Source organism: Tardiphaga sp., assembly GCF_044340795.1.
Taxonomy (GTDB): Bacteria; Pseudomonadota; Alphaproteobacteria; order Rhizobiales; family Xanthobacteraceae; genus Tardiphaga.
This window is the reverse complement of the sequence record NZ_JBIISY010000143.1, coordinates 1-16,040: the sequence shown is the minus strand read 5'-3', so window position 1 is coordinate 16,040 and position 16,040 is coordinate 1. Positions and strand designations below refer to the sequence as shown.

The 16,040-nt window shown below is 63.5% G+C and carries 17 protein-coding genes; 7 read left to right on the top strand and 10 right to left on the bottom strand.

Translation table 11 applies throughout. From position 1 onward, the window contains the following. Nucleotides 1-98 precede the first annotated feature (98 nt). Together ACIQ17_RS21080 and ACIQ17_RS21075 are read left to right on the top strand one after the other, a co-directional pair. On the top strand, nt 99-1,643 hold the full coding sequence (locus ACIQ17_RS21080; protein ID WP_398471045.1) for an acyl-CoA synthetase: 1,545 nt from the start codon (nt 99-101) through the stop codon (nt 1,641-1,643). A 180-nt stretch (nt 1,644-1,823) separates the two neighbouring features. Beyond that, nucleotides 1,824-3,137 (top strand): cobyrinate a,c-diamide synthase, encoded by a 1,314-nt coding sequence (locus tag ACIQ17_RS21075; protein ID WP_398471044.1) that lies wholly within the window; start codon nt 1,824-1,826, stop codon nt 3,135-3,137. Nucleotides 3,138-3,242: 105 nt separating this feature from the next. Here ACIQ17_RS21075 and ACIQ17_RS21070 read toward each other — a convergent pair whose 3' ends face one another. Beyond that, nucleotides 3,243-4,085: a DUF1194 domain-containing protein gene (locus ACIQ17_RS21070; RefSeq protein WP_398471043.1), complete on the bottom strand. Its 843-nt coding sequence runs from the start codon at nt 4,083-4,085 to the stop codon at nt 3,243-3,245. A 188-nt stretch (nt 4,086-4,273) separates the two neighbouring features. Here ACIQ17_RS21070 and clpS point away from each other — a divergent pair, with 188 nt between their 5' ends. Further along, nucleotides 4,274-4,579, top strand: a complete 306-nt coding sequence (clpS, locus tag ACIQ17_RS21065; RefSeq protein ID WP_398471041.1) for an ATP-dependent Clp protease adapter ClpS — start codon at nt 4,274-4,276, stop codon at nt 4,577-4,579. A gap of 91 nt (nt 4,580-4,670) precedes the next feature. On the opposite strand, the gene ACIQ17_RS21060 is transcribed toward clpS, so the two are convergent. The 4 genes from ACIQ17_RS21060 to fabI form a co-directional block, all read right to left on the bottom strand. Further along, nucleotides 4,671-5,855 carry an adenylate/guanylate cyclase domain-containing protein gene (locus tag ACIQ17_RS21060; protein ID WP_398471040.1) on the bottom strand — a complete coding sequence of 395 codons (1,185 nt, stop codon included), beginning with the start codon at nt 5,853-5,855 and terminating at the stop codon, nt 4,671-4,673. A gap of 112 nt (nt 5,856-5,967) precedes the next feature. Further along, the gene (aroC, locus tag ACIQ17_RS21055; protein ID WP_398471038.1) at nt 5,968-7,053 is read right to left on the bottom strand and encodes a chorismate synthase; all 1,086 of its coding nucleotides are present in this window, start codon (nt 7,051-7,053) and stop codon (nt 5,968-5,970) included. 113 nt (nt 7,054-7,166) lie between these two features. Then, nucleotides 7,167-7,760 carry a histidine phosphatase family protein gene (locus tag ACIQ17_RS21050; RefSeq protein WP_398471037.1) on the bottom strand — a complete coding sequence of 198 codons (594 nt, stop codon included), beginning with the start codon at nt 7,758-7,760 and terminating at the stop codon, nt 7,167-7,169. 111 nt (nt 7,761-7,871) lie between these two features. Continuing rightward, the gene (fabI, locus tag ACIQ17_RS21045; RefSeq protein ID WP_398471036.1) at nt 7,872-8,693 is read right to left on the bottom strand and encodes an enoyl-ACP reductase FabI; all 822 of its coding nucleotides are present in this window, start codon (nt 8,691-8,693) and stop codon (nt 7,872-7,874) included. A gap of 249 nt (nt 8,694-8,942) precedes the next feature. Between fabI and ACIQ17_RS21040 the strand changes: the two genes are divergently transcribed. Further along, nucleotides 8,943-9,431, top strand: coding sequence for a sigma-70 family RNA polymerase sigma factor (locus tag ACIQ17_RS21040; RefSeq protein WP_398471035.1), 489 nt, complete (start codon nt 8,943-8,945; stop codon nt 9,429-9,431). 16 nt (nt 9,432-9,447) lie between these two features. Beyond that, nucleotides 9,448-10,224, top strand: coding sequence for an anti-sigma factor family protein (locus tag ACIQ17_RS21035; protein ID WP_398471034.1), 777 nt, complete (start codon nt 9,448-9,450; stop codon nt 10,222-10,224). Here ACIQ17_RS21035 and ACIQ17_RS21030 read toward each other — a convergent pair. From ACIQ17_RS21030 to ACIQ17_RS21020, 3 genes are all read right to left on the bottom strand, one after another. Then, nucleotides 10,200-11,051 (bottom strand): hypothetical protein, encoded by an 852-nt coding sequence (locus ACIQ17_RS21030; RefSeq protein ID WP_398471033.1) that lies wholly within the window; start codon nt 11,049-11,051, stop codon nt 10,200-10,202. The two genes, ACIQ17_RS21035 and ACIQ17_RS21030, sit on opposite strands and share 25 nt — an antisense overlap. Nucleotides 11,052-11,161: 110 nt before the next feature. Continuing rightward, nucleotides 11,162-12,130 carry a DnaJ C-terminal domain-containing protein gene (locus ACIQ17_RS21025; RefSeq protein WP_398471032.1) on the bottom strand — a complete coding sequence of 323 codons (969 nt, stop codon included), beginning with the start codon at nt 12,128-12,130 and terminating at the stop codon, nt 11,162-11,164. A 176-nt stretch (nt 12,131-12,306) separates the two neighbouring features. After that, nucleotides 12,307-12,720 carry an RT0821/Lpp0805 family surface protein gene (locus tag ACIQ17_RS21020; RefSeq protein WP_398471030.1) on the bottom strand — a complete coding sequence of 138 codons (414 nt, stop codon included), beginning with the start codon at nt 12,718-12,720 and terminating at the stop codon, nt 12,307-12,309. Nucleotides 12,721-12,843: 123 nt separating this feature from the next. Here ACIQ17_RS21020 and pdxH point away from each other — a divergent pair, with 123 nt between their 5' ends. Beyond that, nucleotides 12,844-13,488: a pyridoxamine 5'-phosphate oxidase gene (gene pdxH, locus ACIQ17_RS21015; RefSeq protein ID WP_398471029.1), complete on the top strand. Its 645-nt coding sequence runs from the start codon at nt 12,844-12,846 to the stop codon at nt 13,486-13,488. Between the two features lie 65 nt (nt 13,489-13,553). After that, nucleotides 13,554-14,273 (top strand): SDR family NAD(P)-dependent oxidoreductase, encoded by a 720-nt coding sequence (locus ACIQ17_RS21010; RefSeq protein ID WP_398471046.1) that lies wholly within the window; start codon nt 13,554-13,556, stop codon nt 14,271-14,273. Between the two features lie 226 nt (nt 14,274-14,499). Here ACIQ17_RS21010 and ACIQ17_RS21005 read toward each other — a convergent pair whose 3' ends face one another. After that, nucleotides 14,500-14,712, bottom strand: a complete 213-nt coding sequence (locus ACIQ17_RS21005; protein WP_398471028.1) for a hypothetical protein — start codon at nt 14,710-14,712, stop codon at nt 14,500-14,502. Nucleotides 14,713-15,577: 865 nt separating this feature from the next. Continuing rightward, a partial coding sequence (locus ACIQ17_RS21000) for a YebC/PmpR family DNA-binding transcriptional regulator (protein ID WP_398471026.1) occupies nt 15,578-16,040 on the bottom strand: 463 nt, incomplete at its 5' end.

The window sequence follows — 16,040 nt, the reverse complement described above, 5'->3', positions numbered from 1 at the left end:
ACAAGACAGAGGTTATGGGTCCCGGCGTTCGCCGGGACGACGACTGAGAGAACATCACGAGCGGGCCAACCCGCCGATCCTTCCAAGAGGAAACACCCATGACGCATCCGTCGATCCACGCCAAAACCCACCCCGACAAGATCGCCTACCGCATGGCCGGCTCGGGCCAGGCCCTCACCTATCGCGAGCTTGATGAGCGCTCCAATCGCGGTGCGCATCTCTTCCGCTCACTGGGCCTCAAGGCCGGCGATCACATCGCGCTGCTGATGGAGAACCGGCTCGAATTCATGGAGATCTGCTGGGCCGCGCAGCGCTCGGGGCTCTATTACACGGCCATCAGCCGCTATCTCACCGCCGATGAGATCGCCTATATCGTGCAGGATTGCGGCGCTCGCGTCGTCATCACATCCGAGCAATGCGCCGATGTGATCGCCCCGCTGATCACCAATGCGGCCGAACCGATCTTCTACATCGTCGATGGCTCGCGCGGCGGTTTTCGTGACTGGAACACGGCGCTCGCAGCGCAGCCCACCACGCCGATCGCCGACGAGATTGCCGGCTATGACATGCTGTATTCTTCCGGCACCACCGGTCGTCCGAAGGGCATCAAGCGCGCCTCGGAGAATTCGCCAATCGACGTGCCGAACCCGTTCCTGAAGCTCCTGTGCTCGACCATGTGCGGTATGACCGAGGACAGCATCTATCTGTCGCCGGCGCCGCTCTATCACGCGGCCCCTCTGCGCTTCAACATGATGGCGATCACGCTGGGTGGCACCTCGGTGATCATGGAGAAGTTCGACGCCGAGAAGTTTCTGGAGCTGGTCGAGAAGTACAAGATCACCCAGTCGCAGCTGGTGCCGACCATGTTCGTGCGCATGCTGAAACTGCCGGACGAGATCCGCCAGCGCTACGACGTCTCCTCGCTGAAGGGCGCGATCCATGCGGCAGCGCCCTGCCCGGTCGATGTGAAGGCAAAAATGATCGACTGGTGGGGGCCGATCCTGATCGAATATTACGCCGGCTCCGAAGGCAACGGCGTCACCGTCTCCAATTCGCAGCAGTGGCTCAGCCATCGCGGCACGGTCGGCAAGGCCGTGGTCGGCAGCGTCAAGATTCTCGACGAGGAGGATCAGGAACGCCCGACCGGCGAAATCGGCACCGTCTATTTCGCCGACACACCGGTGTTCAGCTATCACAACGATCCCGAGAAGACGAAGCGCGCCTATAATGCGCGCGGCTGGTCGACGCTCGGCGATGTCGGCTATGTCGACGCCGAAGGCTTCCTCTATCTCACCGACCGCAAGTCCTACATGATCATCTCCGGCGGCGTGAACATCTATCCGCAGGAAACGGAGGATGTACTGATTACCCATCCGGAGGTCGCCGATGTCGCGGTGTTCGGCGTGCCCAATGACGAGATGGGCGAAGAGGTGAAGGCCGTGGTGCAGCCGCACAGCATGAACCGCGCCGGCAAGGCACTGGAAGCCGAGCTAATCGCGTTCTGCCGCAAGCACCTGTCGCCGATCAAATGCCCGAAGAGCGTGGATTTCGAGGCAGAACTGCCGCGTACGCCGACCGGCAAGCTGGTGAAGCGGCATCTGCGGGACAAGTACTGGCCAAAGAAGGAAACCGCGACGGCGTGAGACGCGCCGGCGCATGCCTTGATCTGTCGTCACCCGGCTTGACCGGGTGACCCATTACACACCGCTCTGACAGAGTTTACTGGGTTGCCCGGTCGAGCCGGGCAACGACAAACGGAGCGTAAGCCTGCTTGCGAGGCGCCTCCGGCCGCAGTAATCCACCGCGATGCTGCGAACGATCCCATGACCACCGGCCTCTTGATCTCCGCCATCCGCTCCGGCGCCGGCAAGACGACGGTGACGCTTGGCCTGCTCGCTGCGCTGGCGCGGCGGGGCGTCAGGCTGCGCGCGGCCAAGGCCGGGCCGGATTATATCGATCCCGCTTTCCATGCTGCAGCCACCGGCGCGCCTTGCGTCAATCTCGATAGCTGGACGATGCCGCCGCCACTGCTGCAGGCGCTGATGGCGCGGGCCGCAGAAGGCACCGATCTGGTTGCCGTGGAAGGCGTCATGGGCCTGTTCGACGGTGTGCCCGCCGAACCCTTGCGCAACGGCTCCAGCGCCAGCATCGCCACGCAGTTTCGCCTGCCGGTGATCCTCGTCCTCGACGTCACTGCCCAATCGCAATCGGCCGCCGCCGTCGTGCGTGGATTTGCGACGCATGCACCAGATGTGCGCATCGCCGGCGTGGTGCTCAACCGCGTCGGCAGCGATCGGCATCGGAAACTGATCACCGATGCCATCGCGGCGCTGGGTATTCCCGTGGTCGGCGCCGTCCCGCGCGATGCGGCTCTCGCGCTGCCAGAGCGCCATCTCGGCCTGGTGCAGGCCGGAGAACATGGCGATATTGCCAAACGTATCGCCGCGCTCGCCGACATGGCCGAGAAGCATCTCGATCTCGATGCAATTCTCGCTTTGGCTGCCCCCATCGCAACGTCGCCGGCCCGTTCCACCACGCCAGCCTTGCCGCCACCGGGCCAACGCATCGCGCTCGCTTCGGATGCGGCGTTCAGCTTCATCTATCCGCATCTCCTCGACGGCTGGCGCCATGCCGGCGCCGAGATCATCCGCTTCTCGCCGCTGGCGGATGAAGCACCGCCCGAGCATTGCGACAGCTGCTGGCTGCCGGGCGGCTATCCTGAACTGTATGCCGGCGCCCTGGCGACTGCGACCACCTTCCGCGACGGCCTCACGCGCTTCGCACAGACCCGGTCCGTTCATGGCGAATGCGGTGGCTACATGGTGCTCGGCGAAGGGCTGGAAGATGCCGATGGTCATCGCCATGCGATGACCGGGCTGCTGAGCCACACGACGAGCTTCCAGAAGCGGAAGCTGCACCTCGGCTATCGCGAGGCGAAACTGCTGGCGGACAGCGTGATCGGATCATCCGGCGCGATCATTCGCGGCCATGAATTCCACTATGCGTCGCTCACCGACATCGGCCGCGACGAACCACTCGTCGATCTCACCAACACGGATGGGTTGTCGCTGCCCGAACGCGGCGGACGGCGCGGCCATGTCACGGGGACGTTCTTTCACGCGATTGCACGAGCATGAGCGCTTTGCCGCAGGGTGGATGAGCGAAGCGTAATCCGCCTGCCGAGTGCATAGCTGAAACTCCGCGGCGGATGACGGCTTCGCCTCATCCGCCCTACGGATGTGCTATCTTCCCCAGCGATCCTGCCAGATCTTCTCGCCCACCATGCAATTGACCCGCGGTTCGCGCGCGGCAGCCGGAATGATCTTCGCATAGGGCAGTGCGATCCCCGCGACCTCCATCACCAGCTTGGTACGAATGGCTTCCTTGAACTTGTCGCGCTCCTTGATCGGCACCACGAAGGCGCCGGGGCCGCCGATCACGCAGTCCTCGTAGTACCAATCGAGATTCTCGATATCCATGGTCGAATAGGACAGTTCCTTCGCCATGATGGGCAGGCCGTTGATGATGATGCCCTTCTCCACCGCCGCATCGCGGGCGATGGTGACCGGGCCGCCATTGTTGTTCGGACCGTCGCCGGAGATGTCGATGACGCGGCGGATGCCGTGCAGCGCGTTCTCCTCGAACAGCGGCATGGCGTAATTGATGGCGCCGGAGATCGAGGTGCGTGACGCACGGCGGATCGGCGCCTTCATGATCTCGGCGGCGACCGCATCGGCCGATTCCGGCCCATCGATCACCCGCCACGGGATGACGACCTTCTGGTCATTGGCCGCCGCCCATTCGAAATAGGTGACGGCGATCTTGCCGTTCGGGCCGGTCTTCAATGCGGCGAGGAATTCCTTGGAGACGATCGCCTGGGCATAGCCTTCGCGCTGGATGGCCAGTTCGTCCATGTCCATCGAATAGGACACGTCCACCGCCAGCACCAGTTCGACATCGACGACGGGCTCGGGCCTGCTTTGGGCAAGCTGCGGCTTCAGGCCGGTGGCGGCCACGGTCGAGACGTCACCGCCGACGATCGCGCCGGCGACGAGTACCGCTCCAATCGAGACACACCAGCGCATTGCGGCCCTCCCGTTTGTGAATCGAATGGTGACACGCAAATGACGTGCCGCAAAGCAGGAACCTGCGGCGCCCATCACATTCAGGTCAGCAATGCGGGAAGACGCTGCCTGATCGACAGCGGCCTGCGGTGCCATTATATGTGGCAGCGTCACCGCGCCTTCCGCACGATCCGCCCGCGTGAGCTTCCATGCCCGACAGCACCATCAAGCCGGAGACCAAGGCAAAGCCGAAGGTCGAGCGGCCCAAATTGTACAAGGTCATTCTCGTCAACGACGACTACACGCCGCGCGAATTCGTCGTACGGGTGCTGAAGGCGGAATTCCGCATGTCCGAGGACCAGGCCGCCAAGGTGATGATGACGGCGCATCAGCGCGGCGTCTGCGTGGTGGCGGTGTTCACGCGCGATGTCGCCGAGACCAAGGCGACGCGGGCGACCGATGCCGGGCGCGCAAAGGGGTATCCGCTGCTGTTCACGATCGAGCCGGAAGAGTGACTCAACCGTAGGGCGGATGAGGCGAAGCCGTAATCCGCCGCCGAGTCTCCGCCATGAAGTCGGCCGGCGGATTACGCTACGCTAATCCGCCCTACGGCTGCGTCTCATCCGCGAGCCCATACACGCGCTCGGCCCTCGCAAATCCCGCGATCGGAAACTCGCCGAGTTCGGTCCAGTCGTCTTTGCTTGCATCAACGAAGGCAGCCGACGCGACCACCGTGCGCGACAGCTTTCCGGCAATCTTCTCCAGCCGCGCCGCAAGATTCACGGCCGGGCCGATACAGGTGAAATCCACCCGATCGCCGCCGCCGATATTGCCGTAGAGAACCTTGCCCACATGCAGTGCGAGACCGAAACGGAATTGCTCCTCGGCGAGATTGGTCCCGGCCCATCGCAACTGCTCGACAGCCGACCGTGATGCGCGCGCAGCCTCCAGCACGCGACCGCAGACAGCCGTCAGGTCTTCCTCGTTCTCGGCGACGGGAAAGACAGCGAGCAGTCCATCGCCCATGAATTTCAGGACTTCCCCGCCCTGCTCAAGAATCGCAGGCACCTGGCAATCGAAGTAGCGATTGAGGATGTCGACCACATGCTCGGGCTGCAGCCGGTCCGACAGCGCGGTGAAGCCGCGCAGGTCGGATAGCCAGATCACCGCCTGCATGGTCTCGGTATGGCCACGGCGGATTTGCCCCGCCAGAATCCGCGCGCCGGCGCGGGCACCGACATAATTGTCGAGCAGGCCGGCGCCCATGTGACGCAGCAGATGGATCTCGATCATCCGGGTCAGCGCCGGCATCATGCGGCGCAGGCCGTCGAGCTGCGCATCGGAAAATCCATCGGGATCGCGCGTGGTCCAGCTCGACGCCTGGGTATCGCCGCCGGACATGTGCAGCGGCAGGGCGATATAGTCGGTGCTGCCCTCGTTCCGCATATCGGCAAGAAACGGGATATTGCCGCTCTCGATGCCGCCAAGGCGATGGCGCACCTCGATGCCTTCGTTGAAAACGCGGAACAGCGGACTGAGCTGGAATTCGTCGCCCTCGTCTTCGCCATGGGCCATCGACCCCAAAGTGACGCCGGCGCCGGCGCGCCAGATGAAGCCGCGCCCCATCAGGCTCGGATGCAGCGTGCTCACGAATACGCCGACGCGAAACAGCGGGATTCCAGCGGCGACCATCCGCTCGCAGGTCTCGGCCATGAACAGCTCGGTGCCGACATGCGAGCGCGCGCCGTCAGCGAGCCAGGTGATGAGATCGTCGAGCTGCGTGGTGTCCATTGCGGATGCAGCTTAGCGCGTAGCCCGGATGGAGCGAAGCGTAATCCGGGAATCAGAGCATCGGCATATCGCCGGTCCCCGGATTGCGCTGCGCTCCATCCGGGCTACAGGATTAGCCGACCTGCCCGCGATGGCGGATGAAGTGGTCGGCGATCACGCAGGCCACCATGGCTTCCGCCACCGGCACTGCGCGGATGCCGACGCAGGGATCGTGACGGCCTTTTGTCAGGATATCCGTATCAGCGCCGCCGCGATCCACCGTCTTGCGCGGCGAGAGGATCGACGAGGTCGGCTTCACGGCAAAACGCGCGACGACCTGCTGGCCGGTGGAAATGCCGCCCAGAACGCCGCCGGCATGGTTGGACATGAAGGTCGGGCCGTTATTGCCCATCCGCATCTCGTCGGCATTTTCCTCGCCGGTGAGCGCGGCGGCATCGAAACCGTCGCCGATCTCGACGCCCTTCACGGCATTGATGCTCATCAGCGCCGCGGCGATGTCCGAGTCGAGCTTGCCATAGATCGGTGCGCCCAGACCTGCCGGCACGCCATCGGCCACCACTTCGATGACGGCGCCAATGGAGGAGCCGGACTTGCGGATGCCGTCGAGATAATCGGCATAGAACGCCGCCTTCTCCGCATCGGGGCAGAAGAACGGATTGTTGCCGACCTCGTCCCAATTCCAGTTGGCGCGGTCGATCTTGTGCGGCCCCATCTGCACCAAAGCGGCGCGGACATTCACGCCCGGCAGGACTTTTCGCGCAATGGCGCCTGCCGCCACACGGGTCGCCGTTTCGCGCGCGGAAGAACGACCACCGCCGCGATAGTCGCGCAGGCCGTATTTTGCCTCGTAAGTGAAGTCTGCATGGCCGGGACGGAATTTGTCCTTGATCTCGGAATAGTCCTTGGAGCGCTGGTCGGTGTTCTCAATCAGGAGCGCGATCGGCGTGCCGGTTGTGACCTGCGCACCGGTCTGCGGATGCGCCATCACGCCGGACAAAATCTTGACCGCGTCGGGCTCCTGCCGCTGCGTGGTGAAGCGCGACTGGCCGGGACGTCGGCGATCCAAATCGAGCTGGATCTCGGCGGCCTCCAGCGGGATCATCGGCGGACACCCATCGACCACGCAGCCGATCGCCACTCCGTGGCTCTCGCCAAAGGTGGTGACGCGGAATATATGACCGAAGGTGTTGTGGGACATTGGATTTCCAAAGTTGGGATCGTAGCCCGGATGGAGCCCAGCGTAATCCGGGACCGGCGTTTCAACAATCTCGACATCCCCGGATTTCGCTACGCTCCATCCAGGCTACAAGGTCAGGCGAACTTCTCCAGCCCATCCTCGCTGAACACATAGACCGCGCCCTGCTGAATCGGCAGTTCCGCCACGCCGTCGGGGGTGTCGATGCCGAGCGCCACCATCAGCGCGCGACAGGTGCCGCCATGGGCCACGGCGACCACATCGTCGGTCAGCTCCGACGCCCAGGCGCGGACGCGTTCCTCGACCTGCACATAGCTCTCGCCGCCGGGCGCAGGCAGGGTCCATTTCTGGGTCAGGCGTGCGGCGTATAGCTCCGGCTTGTCGGCCTGCTGTTGCGGCAGCGTAAAACCTTCCCAGTCGCCATAGCCGATCTCGCGCAGGCGATCGTCGAGCGCGTAATCGCCCACGGGAATCGCGAGCTCCGTGCGCACCAGCTCCATGGTGTTGCGCGCGCGGCCGAGCGGGCTGGCGACGAAGGACACGTCGCGATGGGTGCGGTTGTGGCGCGCCAGCAGATCCTTCAGCACCGTGCCGGCATGGGTCGCCTGCTCGCGGCCGAGATCATTGAGCGGAATGTCCTTGGAGCCCTGGAAACGGCCCAAGGCATTCCATTCCGTCTGGCCGTGGCGGATGTAATAGATGGTTGGCATGAGGTGAGGCTCGATGTTTCCAGTCGTCATTGCGAGCGTAGCGAAGCAATCCAGAAGCCAAGAACGAAGGCTGGATTGCTTCGTCGCTGCGCTCCTCGCAATGACGGCGTATTACTCCCCGCTGCCCATGCGGATATCGGGCGCGTCCGGCACCTTGGTGCCGAGCACGTGATAGCCGGCATCGACATGATGCACTTCGCCGGTGACGCCGCTCGACAGGTCCGAGAGGAAATACATCGAGCTCTGGCCGACTTCGTCGATCGACACGTTCTTGCGCAGCGGCGCGTTCACTTCGTTGTACTTGAGCAGGTAGCGCGAGTCGGCGATGCCGGCGAAAGCCAGCGTCTTGATCGGGCCGGCCGAAATCGCATTGACGCGGATGCCCTTCTCGCCGAGGTCGGCGGCGAGGTAACGCACGCTGGCTTCCAGCGCAGCCTTGGCGACGCCCATGACATTGTAGTTCGGCATCCACTTCTCGGCGCCGTAATAGCTGAGCGTGACGATGGAGCCGCCTTCGGTCATCAGCTTTTCGGCACGCTGCGCGATCGCGGTCAGCGAGTAGCAGGAGATCAGCATGCTCTTGCTGAAATTCTCCGCGGTCGTGTCCACATAGCGGCCTTCGAGCTCGTTCTTGTCGGAGAAGGCGATGGCATGGACGACGAAATCGATCTTGCCCCACTTGGCCTTGGCGGCATCGAACACCGCATCGATGGTGGCGGGATCGGTGACATCGCAATGGCCGAGCAGCGAGGCGCCGAGTTCGGCGGCCAGCGGCTCGACGCGCTTCTTCAGCGCGTCGCCCTGATAAGTCAGCGCGATTTCGGCGCCCTGGGCCTGGCACGCCTTGGCGATACCCCAGGCGATGGAGCGGTTGTTGGCGACGCCCAGAATGACACCACGCTTGCCCTTCATCAGGCCTGACACTTCGCTCATATCGCCTCCGTTTTCGCTGGCCGGCCGGCTTTTGGCCAAGCCTCAAATCTCGTCTCAAATCTGGCCTTTGGGGTACACCAGCACTGCCGCAGGGTATAGCCCCAAAGTGCCGGGATCGTGGTCTGTTCACCATGTCCGCCAGCGCCGGAATAGATGCCCGGACAAGGTGTTATGATGGATGCGGCAATTGTGGCCGCCTCGACATACCGATGGACCCCAGCCCGGATCCCAGCCAATGGCGACAGCCTCATGAACGCGTTCCGCGAAGGCGTGGAAAGCATGATCCCGGCGCTGCGGCGTTATGCCCGCGCGCTGGCCCGCGATACCGACATTGCCGACGATCTCGTGCAGGACACGCTGGTGCGGGCGCTGCGCTCGGAGCGGCTGTTCATCGGCGGTGACCTGCGCAGCTGGCTCTACACCATCCTGACCAATCTGAACCGCAACCGCCGCCGCTCGCTGGCGCGCAAACCGGTGTTCACCGAACTGTTCGACAACAATGCCGACGCGTCAGGCACCGAAGCCGAAGGGCGCGACATCACGCGCGCTTTGGCCGCGCTCGTGGAAGAGCAACGCTCGGTGTTGCTGCTCGTGATGCTGGAAGGGCTGAGCTATCGTGAGGTCGCAGAAATCCAGGGCGTGCCGATCGGCACCGTGATGTCGCGCCTCGCCCGTGCCCGTGCCCATGTCAAAGCCTATCTCGACGGCGAGCGCCCGGCGCTCCGCGCGGTCAAGTGATTTCAGAGGACCGATAATGACCGACCCGAAAATCCCCGTCACCGAAGACGAATTGCACGCCTTCGTCGATGACGAATTGCCGGCCGAGCGGCGTGCCGATGTGGAGGCATGGCTAGCGGCGCATCCCGACGATGCCGAGCGCGTGCGCTCCTGGCGCAGCATGGCCGATCTCCTGCATGCCCGTTACGACGCCGTGGCCGAAGAGCCGGTGCCGCAGCGCCTCGAACTCGAACGCCTGACGCGGCAGTCGCAATCGCGCTCCTGGCTTTATGGTGCTGTTGCTGCGGCACTCGTCGCCTTCGTCGCCGGCGGCAGCGTCGGCTGGCTGGCGCGCGGCGCCTCCGCCTCGTCGCCGGGCTTCCAGAGTTTTGCACTGGATGCGATGGATGCGCACCGGACCTATGTGGTGGAAGTGCGCCATCCCGTCGAGGTCGCCGGTGACGAGCGCGCGCATCTCCAGCAGTGGCTGTCGAAGCGTGTCGGCTACAGCATCAAGGCACCGGATCTCGACGCCAGCGGGCTGAAGCTGGTCGGCGGCCGTCTGTTGCCCGGCCCCGACGCGCCCGCCGCGTTCTTCATGTATGAGAATGCCAGCGGCGAGCGCTTCACGCTCTATACCTCGCGCGCCGACACCGATGCGACACAGATGCGCTACACCGCGCGCACCAATTGCGGCGCCATGTTCTGGGCCGACAAGGGCGTTGGCTATGTGGTGTCAGGCCCGACCGACAAGGAACGGCTGAACACGGTGGCGCGGGCGATCTATGATCAGACGGAGAAGGTGGGCGGTTGATTCCGCGCGCCGCCCTGCTTCACACGGTCGCCGACCCAGACGAACGCAGACGCGCCAGCAGCGAGGATCAGCAGTTCCGTGACGGTCGACACCGCAGCATCGAACACGGCCCGCACCCAGGCGCGCCAGTTGGATAGATCGGCGACGTCACTCTGAAAGCCCGCATTCTCCATCGCCATCATCGCCGGCAGGACGGTGACGATCATCAGCGCGAAGGGCACGAGCAGAATCTTGATCAGCCGCCACACGCGGCCGCGGCTATCGGCCCAGGCATCGCGCCAGGACACGTCCTCCGTGCCGGCTGCGAGCGCCGGCAGCAAGAGCGTCAATCGCAAGCCGACATAGATTTCGGCGATCAGAAGGAGCAGCAGCGCAATCGCCGCGGTACCGCTGCGATAGTCGCCATTGCTGTCGGCACCAAACAGCATGAAGGGAATGGCGAAAGCCTGAAACACCAGGCTCCAGACGAGGAAGCGGCGAAAACGCGAGGAGCCGGCATCAAACCTATAGCCCGACGGCTGTTCGGTGAGCAGCAGCAGGCGGTACAGCGCAATATTGATCGGAACCAGTGCCGCGCATCGCAGCAGGTCGATCAGTTCTCGCAGGGCCTTGTTGCCGAGATGGGTCTCGGGAAAGGACACTTTCGCGAGTTCGGCCATGATGAGGATGACAAATGACATCAGGACGAGACGTGGCGCCTGGCGCAACACGTCTGCAGTCATAGTCCAGATGCCGTGGAAAATCTGTCGGAAGGTCGGCGCGCTTGTCATGGAGGCAATTAATACCGCCGACGAGACGGTATCAAGACGGGCATGTAGGGTGGTCAAAGCGACCTTTCCGCCATGGCGCGAAGCGCGACGGCGGAAGCGTGCGCACCTTCACCAGCCGTGCACTTGAAGGTGGGCACGGCGCAAGAGCGCCTTTGCCCACTTACAGATTACATATCGCTCCGCGGATGATACGGATGGCCGCTCTGCCACTTCTCCATCAGGGCTTCCAGTTCGGCGTCGTTGCCGTCGGGAAGCATGATGCGGGTGGTGAAATACAGGTCGCCGGCGCCGTCGGCTTTCGGCAGGCCCTTGCCCTTGAGGCGAAACACGCGACCGCTCGACGTGTTCTTCGGGATCGAGAGTTCGACCGCGCCTGTGAGCGTCGGTGCGCGCACCTTGGCACCGAGCACTGCTTCATACAGCGTGATCGGCAGATCCACCCGCAGGTCGCTGCCGTCGATCTTGAAGGTCGAATCCGGTGCGATGGTCACGGTGATCATGAGATCGCCGGGACGATGACCAGGCGCGGTTTCGCCCTGGCCGCGCAGGCGGATCTGCTGGCCGTTTGTAACACCGGCCGGCACCTTGACGTTCAGTTCCTTGCCCGTCGACAGCCGCACGCGCTTCTCGGTGCCCTTGACGGACTCTTCGAGAGTCACGGTCATGGAGACGTTGATGTCGAGATCGGGAATGCCGCCGCCATAGGCGCTGCCGCCACCGAAACCACCGCCGTCGAATTCGAACGACTGCGCACCACCGCGCGCGCCGCGACCGGCAGCGCCGCCGAACATGCTGTTCAGGATATCCTCGAAGCCGCCTGCGCCGGCGCCTTGCGGGCCGCCACGGAAAGCGTGCTCGAATCCGCCGCTGCGCGCACCGCCACGGCCGCCGCCGGGAAAGCCCTGGAAGCGCACCTTGCCGTCGGCATCGATTTCGCCACGGTCGAACTGCCTGCGCTTCTCCTCGTCACCGAGGATTTCGTTAGCCGCGTTCACTTCCGAAAACCGCTCGGCGGCCTTCGGATCATCTTTGTTGGCGTCGGGATGATGCTTCTTGGCGAGCTTGCGAAAGGCGCTCTTGATCGCCGCAGCACTGGCGCCCCGCTGCACCCCCAAGACCTCATAGGGGTCGCGCATCCGTCGTCTCTCCTCAAATATGCGAAATGCGGGCTCGCGCCCGCGTGAATGGCGTGCAGGCCGTGCCTGCTTGCTCTTTCATCTGGGGTGTTCGTGTCATTTTTGCAACGGGACCGCAAGCTTTGAACGGCGAATCCCCGCTGCGCTTCCAAATCTTCAGCTTCGCTTCCGAATCGTCAGCTCCGCTTCCACGGCACGAGGGTCCGCACATCCCAGCGGCCGCGCTCGCCTTTACAGGCCGCACCTTGCATCCAGCTTTCGGTGGTGCCGTTGACATAGCTGGCGAGGAAATCCCGACAGGTCTTGCCCTCGGCCACATAGGTGCTGGAGAGCGGCGTCACCGAACCACGCGCGCCGGTTGCGGGATTCTCCCATGGCTGGCTGGAATCGCGGCTGCCTCTGGTCAGGACATCGCTGGCGGCATTGCGCGCCAGCGCCAGATCGGCGTCGGTCGGATCATAGCTCGCCGGCCGCGCGAATGGCGTGATCGAGCCGGTGACATCGCTGCCTTCCATTTTGGCGAAAGGGCCGTCATCGCTGCGCATGACGCTGCAGCCGCCGAGACCGGTGCCAATGAGAATAGCTGTCAAAGCCGCCTTGAGCGGACAGATGGCCGATAGGCCAATGCTGTTCCGTGCCCTATATAGGTCGAACCTATGCAGGGACGGCAGCGCACGCTTGACAGCAGGCCAACGCAAATCGGAACTCCGGACATGACCGACACGACCTCCTCCATCAAAAGCCCAACTCCGTTAACGTCAGGTGATTTTACGGCGGCCGAAGAACCATTTGCGCTGTTTTCCGAGTGGTTTAACGAGGCCAGGACGTCGGAGCCGAACGATCCCAACGCGATGGCGCTGGCGACCGTCGATGCCGACGGGCTGCCCGATGTGCGCATGGTGCTGATGAAGGGCTACGACGCCGATGGCTTCGTGTTCTACAGCCACATCGCCAGCCAGAAGGGCCAGGAGCTCGCCGGCAATCCCAAGGCGGCACTGCTGTTTCACTGGAAGTCGCTGCGCCGGCAGGTCCGCATTCGCGGTCCGGTGACGCCCGTGACATCCGAGGAAGCCGACGAGTATTTCGCCAGCCGCCCGAAGCAGGCGCAGATCGGTGCCTGGGCCAGCAAGCAGTCGCAGCCACTGGAAAGCCGCTTCGCCTTCGAACAGGCCATCGCCAAGGAAGGCGCAAAGTATCTGATCGGCAATGTGCCGCGTCCACCAGGCTGGAGCGGATGGCGCATCGCGCCACAGCGTATCGAATTCTGGCACGACCGCCCCTATCGCCTGCATGACCGCATCGAGTTCCGCCGCGAGGCAGCCGGGTCTGCATGGAGCAAAGTGAGGATGTATCCGTGAATTCCGAGCCCACGGCCCGACCCAAAGCTGCCGCGCATTCCGGATCGAATGCGCCCAAGCGCACCATGCTGCTCACCGGCGCAAGCCGCGGCATCGGCCATGCCACGGTGATGCGGTTTTCCAGCGCCGGCTGGCGCGTGCTGACCTGTTCGCGGCATCCGTTCCCGGAAGTCTGTCCGTGGGATGCGGGTCCGGAAGATCACATCCAGGTCGACCTCGCCAATCATGACGACACAGCGCGCGCCATCGACGAGATCAAGGAACGCCTCAATGGCGGCGCGCTGCATGCGCTGGTGAACAATGCGGCGATTTCGCCAAAGGCCGAAGGCGGCGCGCGCATGGGCTCGATCGGCACCGATGTCGCCACCTGGACCCATGTGTTCAACGTCAATTTCTTTGCGCCGATCATGATGGCGCGCGGATTGATCGAACAGCTCAAGGCCGCGAAGGGTTCGGTGGTGAATGTCACCTCGATCGCCGGTTCGCGCGTGCATCCGTTCGCCGGCGCCGCTTACGCGACGTCGAAGGCTGCGCTCGCCGCGCTGACGCGCGAGATGGCGTCCGACTTCGGCCCACTCGGCGTGCGCGTGAATGCGATCGCGCCGGGCGAGATCGACACATCGATCCTGTCACCGGGCACGCAGGCGATCGTCGATCACCAGATCCCGATGCATCGCCTGGGCACGCCCGATGAAGTCGCCAAGATCATCTATGTGCTGTGCACGGAGACCAGTTCATACGTGAACGGCGCCGAGATCCACATCAATGGTGGTCAGCACGTGTGACCTCACGCTCCATCCCCTCATGGTGAGGAGGCGCGAAGCGCCGTCTCGCACCATGAGCTGGCCGGACTCCGGAGTTTGACACCATCCTTCGAGACGCGCGCAAATGCGCGCTCCTCAGGATGAGGGCGAAGTTTGTGTTGCCGGAATGTGGGGAGCGTCATTTTTGAGACGCAAGAAGTGAGGCAGGCGCCTTTCTGGCGCTCCTCGCAGGGGAAGAACGGGACCGTCAGTCCGCGTAAAACTTCCGCAGCATCGGCGCAGCGGCTTCGATGCCGGCGCTCGAGCAATCGTCATCGGACTCGCCGTCGAGCAGAGCTGCACCGCAATGGCGGCAATTGCGTACCGTCATCGCCTGAGCCTTGCCAACGACACGTCGCGCGGCCTGGTAGGATCGCAGATCGACGACGTTCCGTCCGGGTAGTTCTGTTCTGTCAACCATTGCTGTCCTCTTCAGTAGTGACAGCGCTTATGACAGCAAGACTTAGCGCAACCGTTCAGCGAACAACTCGAATTTTACGGGAAACATTGTGGCGGAAGAGAGCACCTATGGAACCGCTGCTGCAGGCGCTGTGCCGTAAGGCGAATTAGCGCGTCATCCGCGGCGGAGTTGCGGATGCGCACTCGGTGGCGGATGAAGACTTCGTCTCATCTGCGCTGTGGACAAGCATCAATTTTCTCGCGGCGCTTGCGCGTCCGAGGTGTGAGCAGATCTCCCCTCCAGACATGAGGGGAGGTGGCACGCCGCAAGGCGCACTTGAGTGGACTTGACGCTGCTCCGACAGGCTGGATCGCCAGCAAGCCTGAGCCGCGCAACGCCTTACGGCGCGCCACCGCGACGTCTTGCTAGTCGAAGGACCGTTCTTCCGGGTACTGGGCGCTTTCCCGCAGGAAAGCCATCCGACAGGTTTCCCTGCCTTCGCCCGCACCGCGTCCAGCCGCGCACTAGCGGCAGAGCCCCGTATTGGGCCCGGACGGTAACCTCCGACCACCCGAGTGCTGGGGGATACGTCCTCCCCCGGCCCGCAGGCGCCGCATCTTGCTCCGTTTAAAGACGTCTCATGAGAACGCCCCTCACCGAACAAGATGGAAGGGAGTATGGCGAAGATGGGAATTTTGTCAAGAACGAAATAGGAACGAAACTGGGGCCCGTAGGATGGGTAGAGCGAAGCGAAACCCATCACCACCAGCGCCCGGCCGTGATGGGTTTCGCTCCGGCACTTCGCGCCTGCGCTCTACCCATCCTACGGCTGCGGCGTTCGTCTACAGCCACTTCTTACACTTGAAGAAGAGAAATGACCGCAGCTTTACCCGCCGAGCTTCGCCATCAGCGCTTCCGAGATTTCGAAATTCGCATAGACGTGCTGAACGTCGTCGTGATCGTTGAGCAGGTCGACCAGCTTCATCAGCTTCTCGCCGGTCTCGTCATCCACGGCGATGGTGTTCTGCGGCTTCCAGATCAGAGCGGCCTTGCGGGCTTCGCCGTATTTCGCTTCCAGCGCCTTGGCGACTTCGTGGAAACCATCCTGCGACGAATAGATTTCGTGGCCGTTCTCGCTCGACACCACGTCGTCTGCGCCGGCCTCGATGGCGGCTTCCAGCATGTCATCGGCGGAGGCCTTGTCGGCGTCGTATTCGATCACTCCGACATGGTCGAACATGAAGGACACCGAGCCGGTTTCACCCATGTTGCCACCGGACTTGGTGAAGAAGGAGCGAATGTCCGACGCGGCGCGGTTGCGGTTGTCGGTCAGCGCCTGGACGATGACG

What these genes read in the sequence shown, in the direction of transcription:
- ACIQ17_RS21080 (WP_398471045.1), top strand. Translation starts at nt 99, where the DNA reads ATGACGCATCCGTCGATCCACGCCAAAACCCACCCCGACAAGATCGCC.
- ACIQ17_RS21075 (WP_398471044.1), top strand. Translation starts at nt 1,824, where the DNA reads ATGACCACCGGCCTCTTGATCTCCGCCATCCGCTCCGGCGCCGGCAAG.
- ACIQ17_RS21070 (WP_398471043.1), bottom strand. Translation starts at nt 4,085, where the DNA reads ATGCGCTGGTGTGTCTCGATTGGAGCGGTACTCGTCGCCGGCGCGATC.
- clpS (WP_398471041.1), top strand. Translation starts at nt 4,274, where the DNA reads ATGCCCGACAGCACCATCAAGCCGGAGACCAAGGCAAAGCCGAAGGTC.
- ACIQ17_RS21060 (WP_398471040.1), bottom strand. Translation starts at nt 5,855, where the DNA reads ATGGACACCACGCAGCTCGACGATCTCATCACCTGGCTCGCTGACGGC.
- aroC (WP_398471038.1), bottom strand. Translation starts at nt 7,053, where the DNA reads ATGTCCCACAACACCTTCGGTCATATATTCCGCGTCACCACCTTTGGC.
- ACIQ17_RS21050 (WP_398471037.1), bottom strand. Translation starts at nt 7,760, where the DNA reads ATGCCAACCATCTATTACATCCGCCACGGCCAGACGGAATGGAATGCC.
- fabI (WP_398471036.1), bottom strand. Translation starts at nt 8,693, where the DNA reads ATGAGCGAAGTGTCAGGCCTGATGAAGGGCAAGCGTGGTGTCATTCTG.
- ACIQ17_RS21040 (WP_398471035.1), top strand. Translation starts at nt 8,943, where the DNA reads ATGAACGCGTTCCGCGAAGGCGTGGAAAGCATGATCCCGGCGCTGCGG.
- ACIQ17_RS21035 (WP_398471034.1), top strand. Translation starts at nt 9,448, where the DNA reads ATGACCGACCCGAAAATCCCCGTCACCGAAGACGAATTGCACGCCTTC.
- ACIQ17_RS21025 (WP_398471032.1), bottom strand. Translation starts at nt 12,130, where the DNA reads ATGCGCGACCCCTATGAGGTCTTGGGGGTGCAGCGGGGCGCCAGTGCT.
- pdxH (WP_398471029.1), top strand. Translation starts at nt 12,844, where the DNA reads ATGACCGACACGACCTCCTCCATCAAAAGCCCAACTCCGTTAACGTCA.
- ACIQ17_RS21010 (WP_398471046.1), top strand. Translation starts at nt 13,554, where the DNA reads ATGCTGCTCACCGGCGCAAGCCGCGGCATCGGCCATGCCACGGTGATG.
- ACIQ17_RS21005 (WP_398471028.1), bottom strand. Translation starts at nt 14,712, where the DNA reads ATGGTTGACAGAACAGAACTACCCGGACGGAACGTCGTCGATCTGCGA.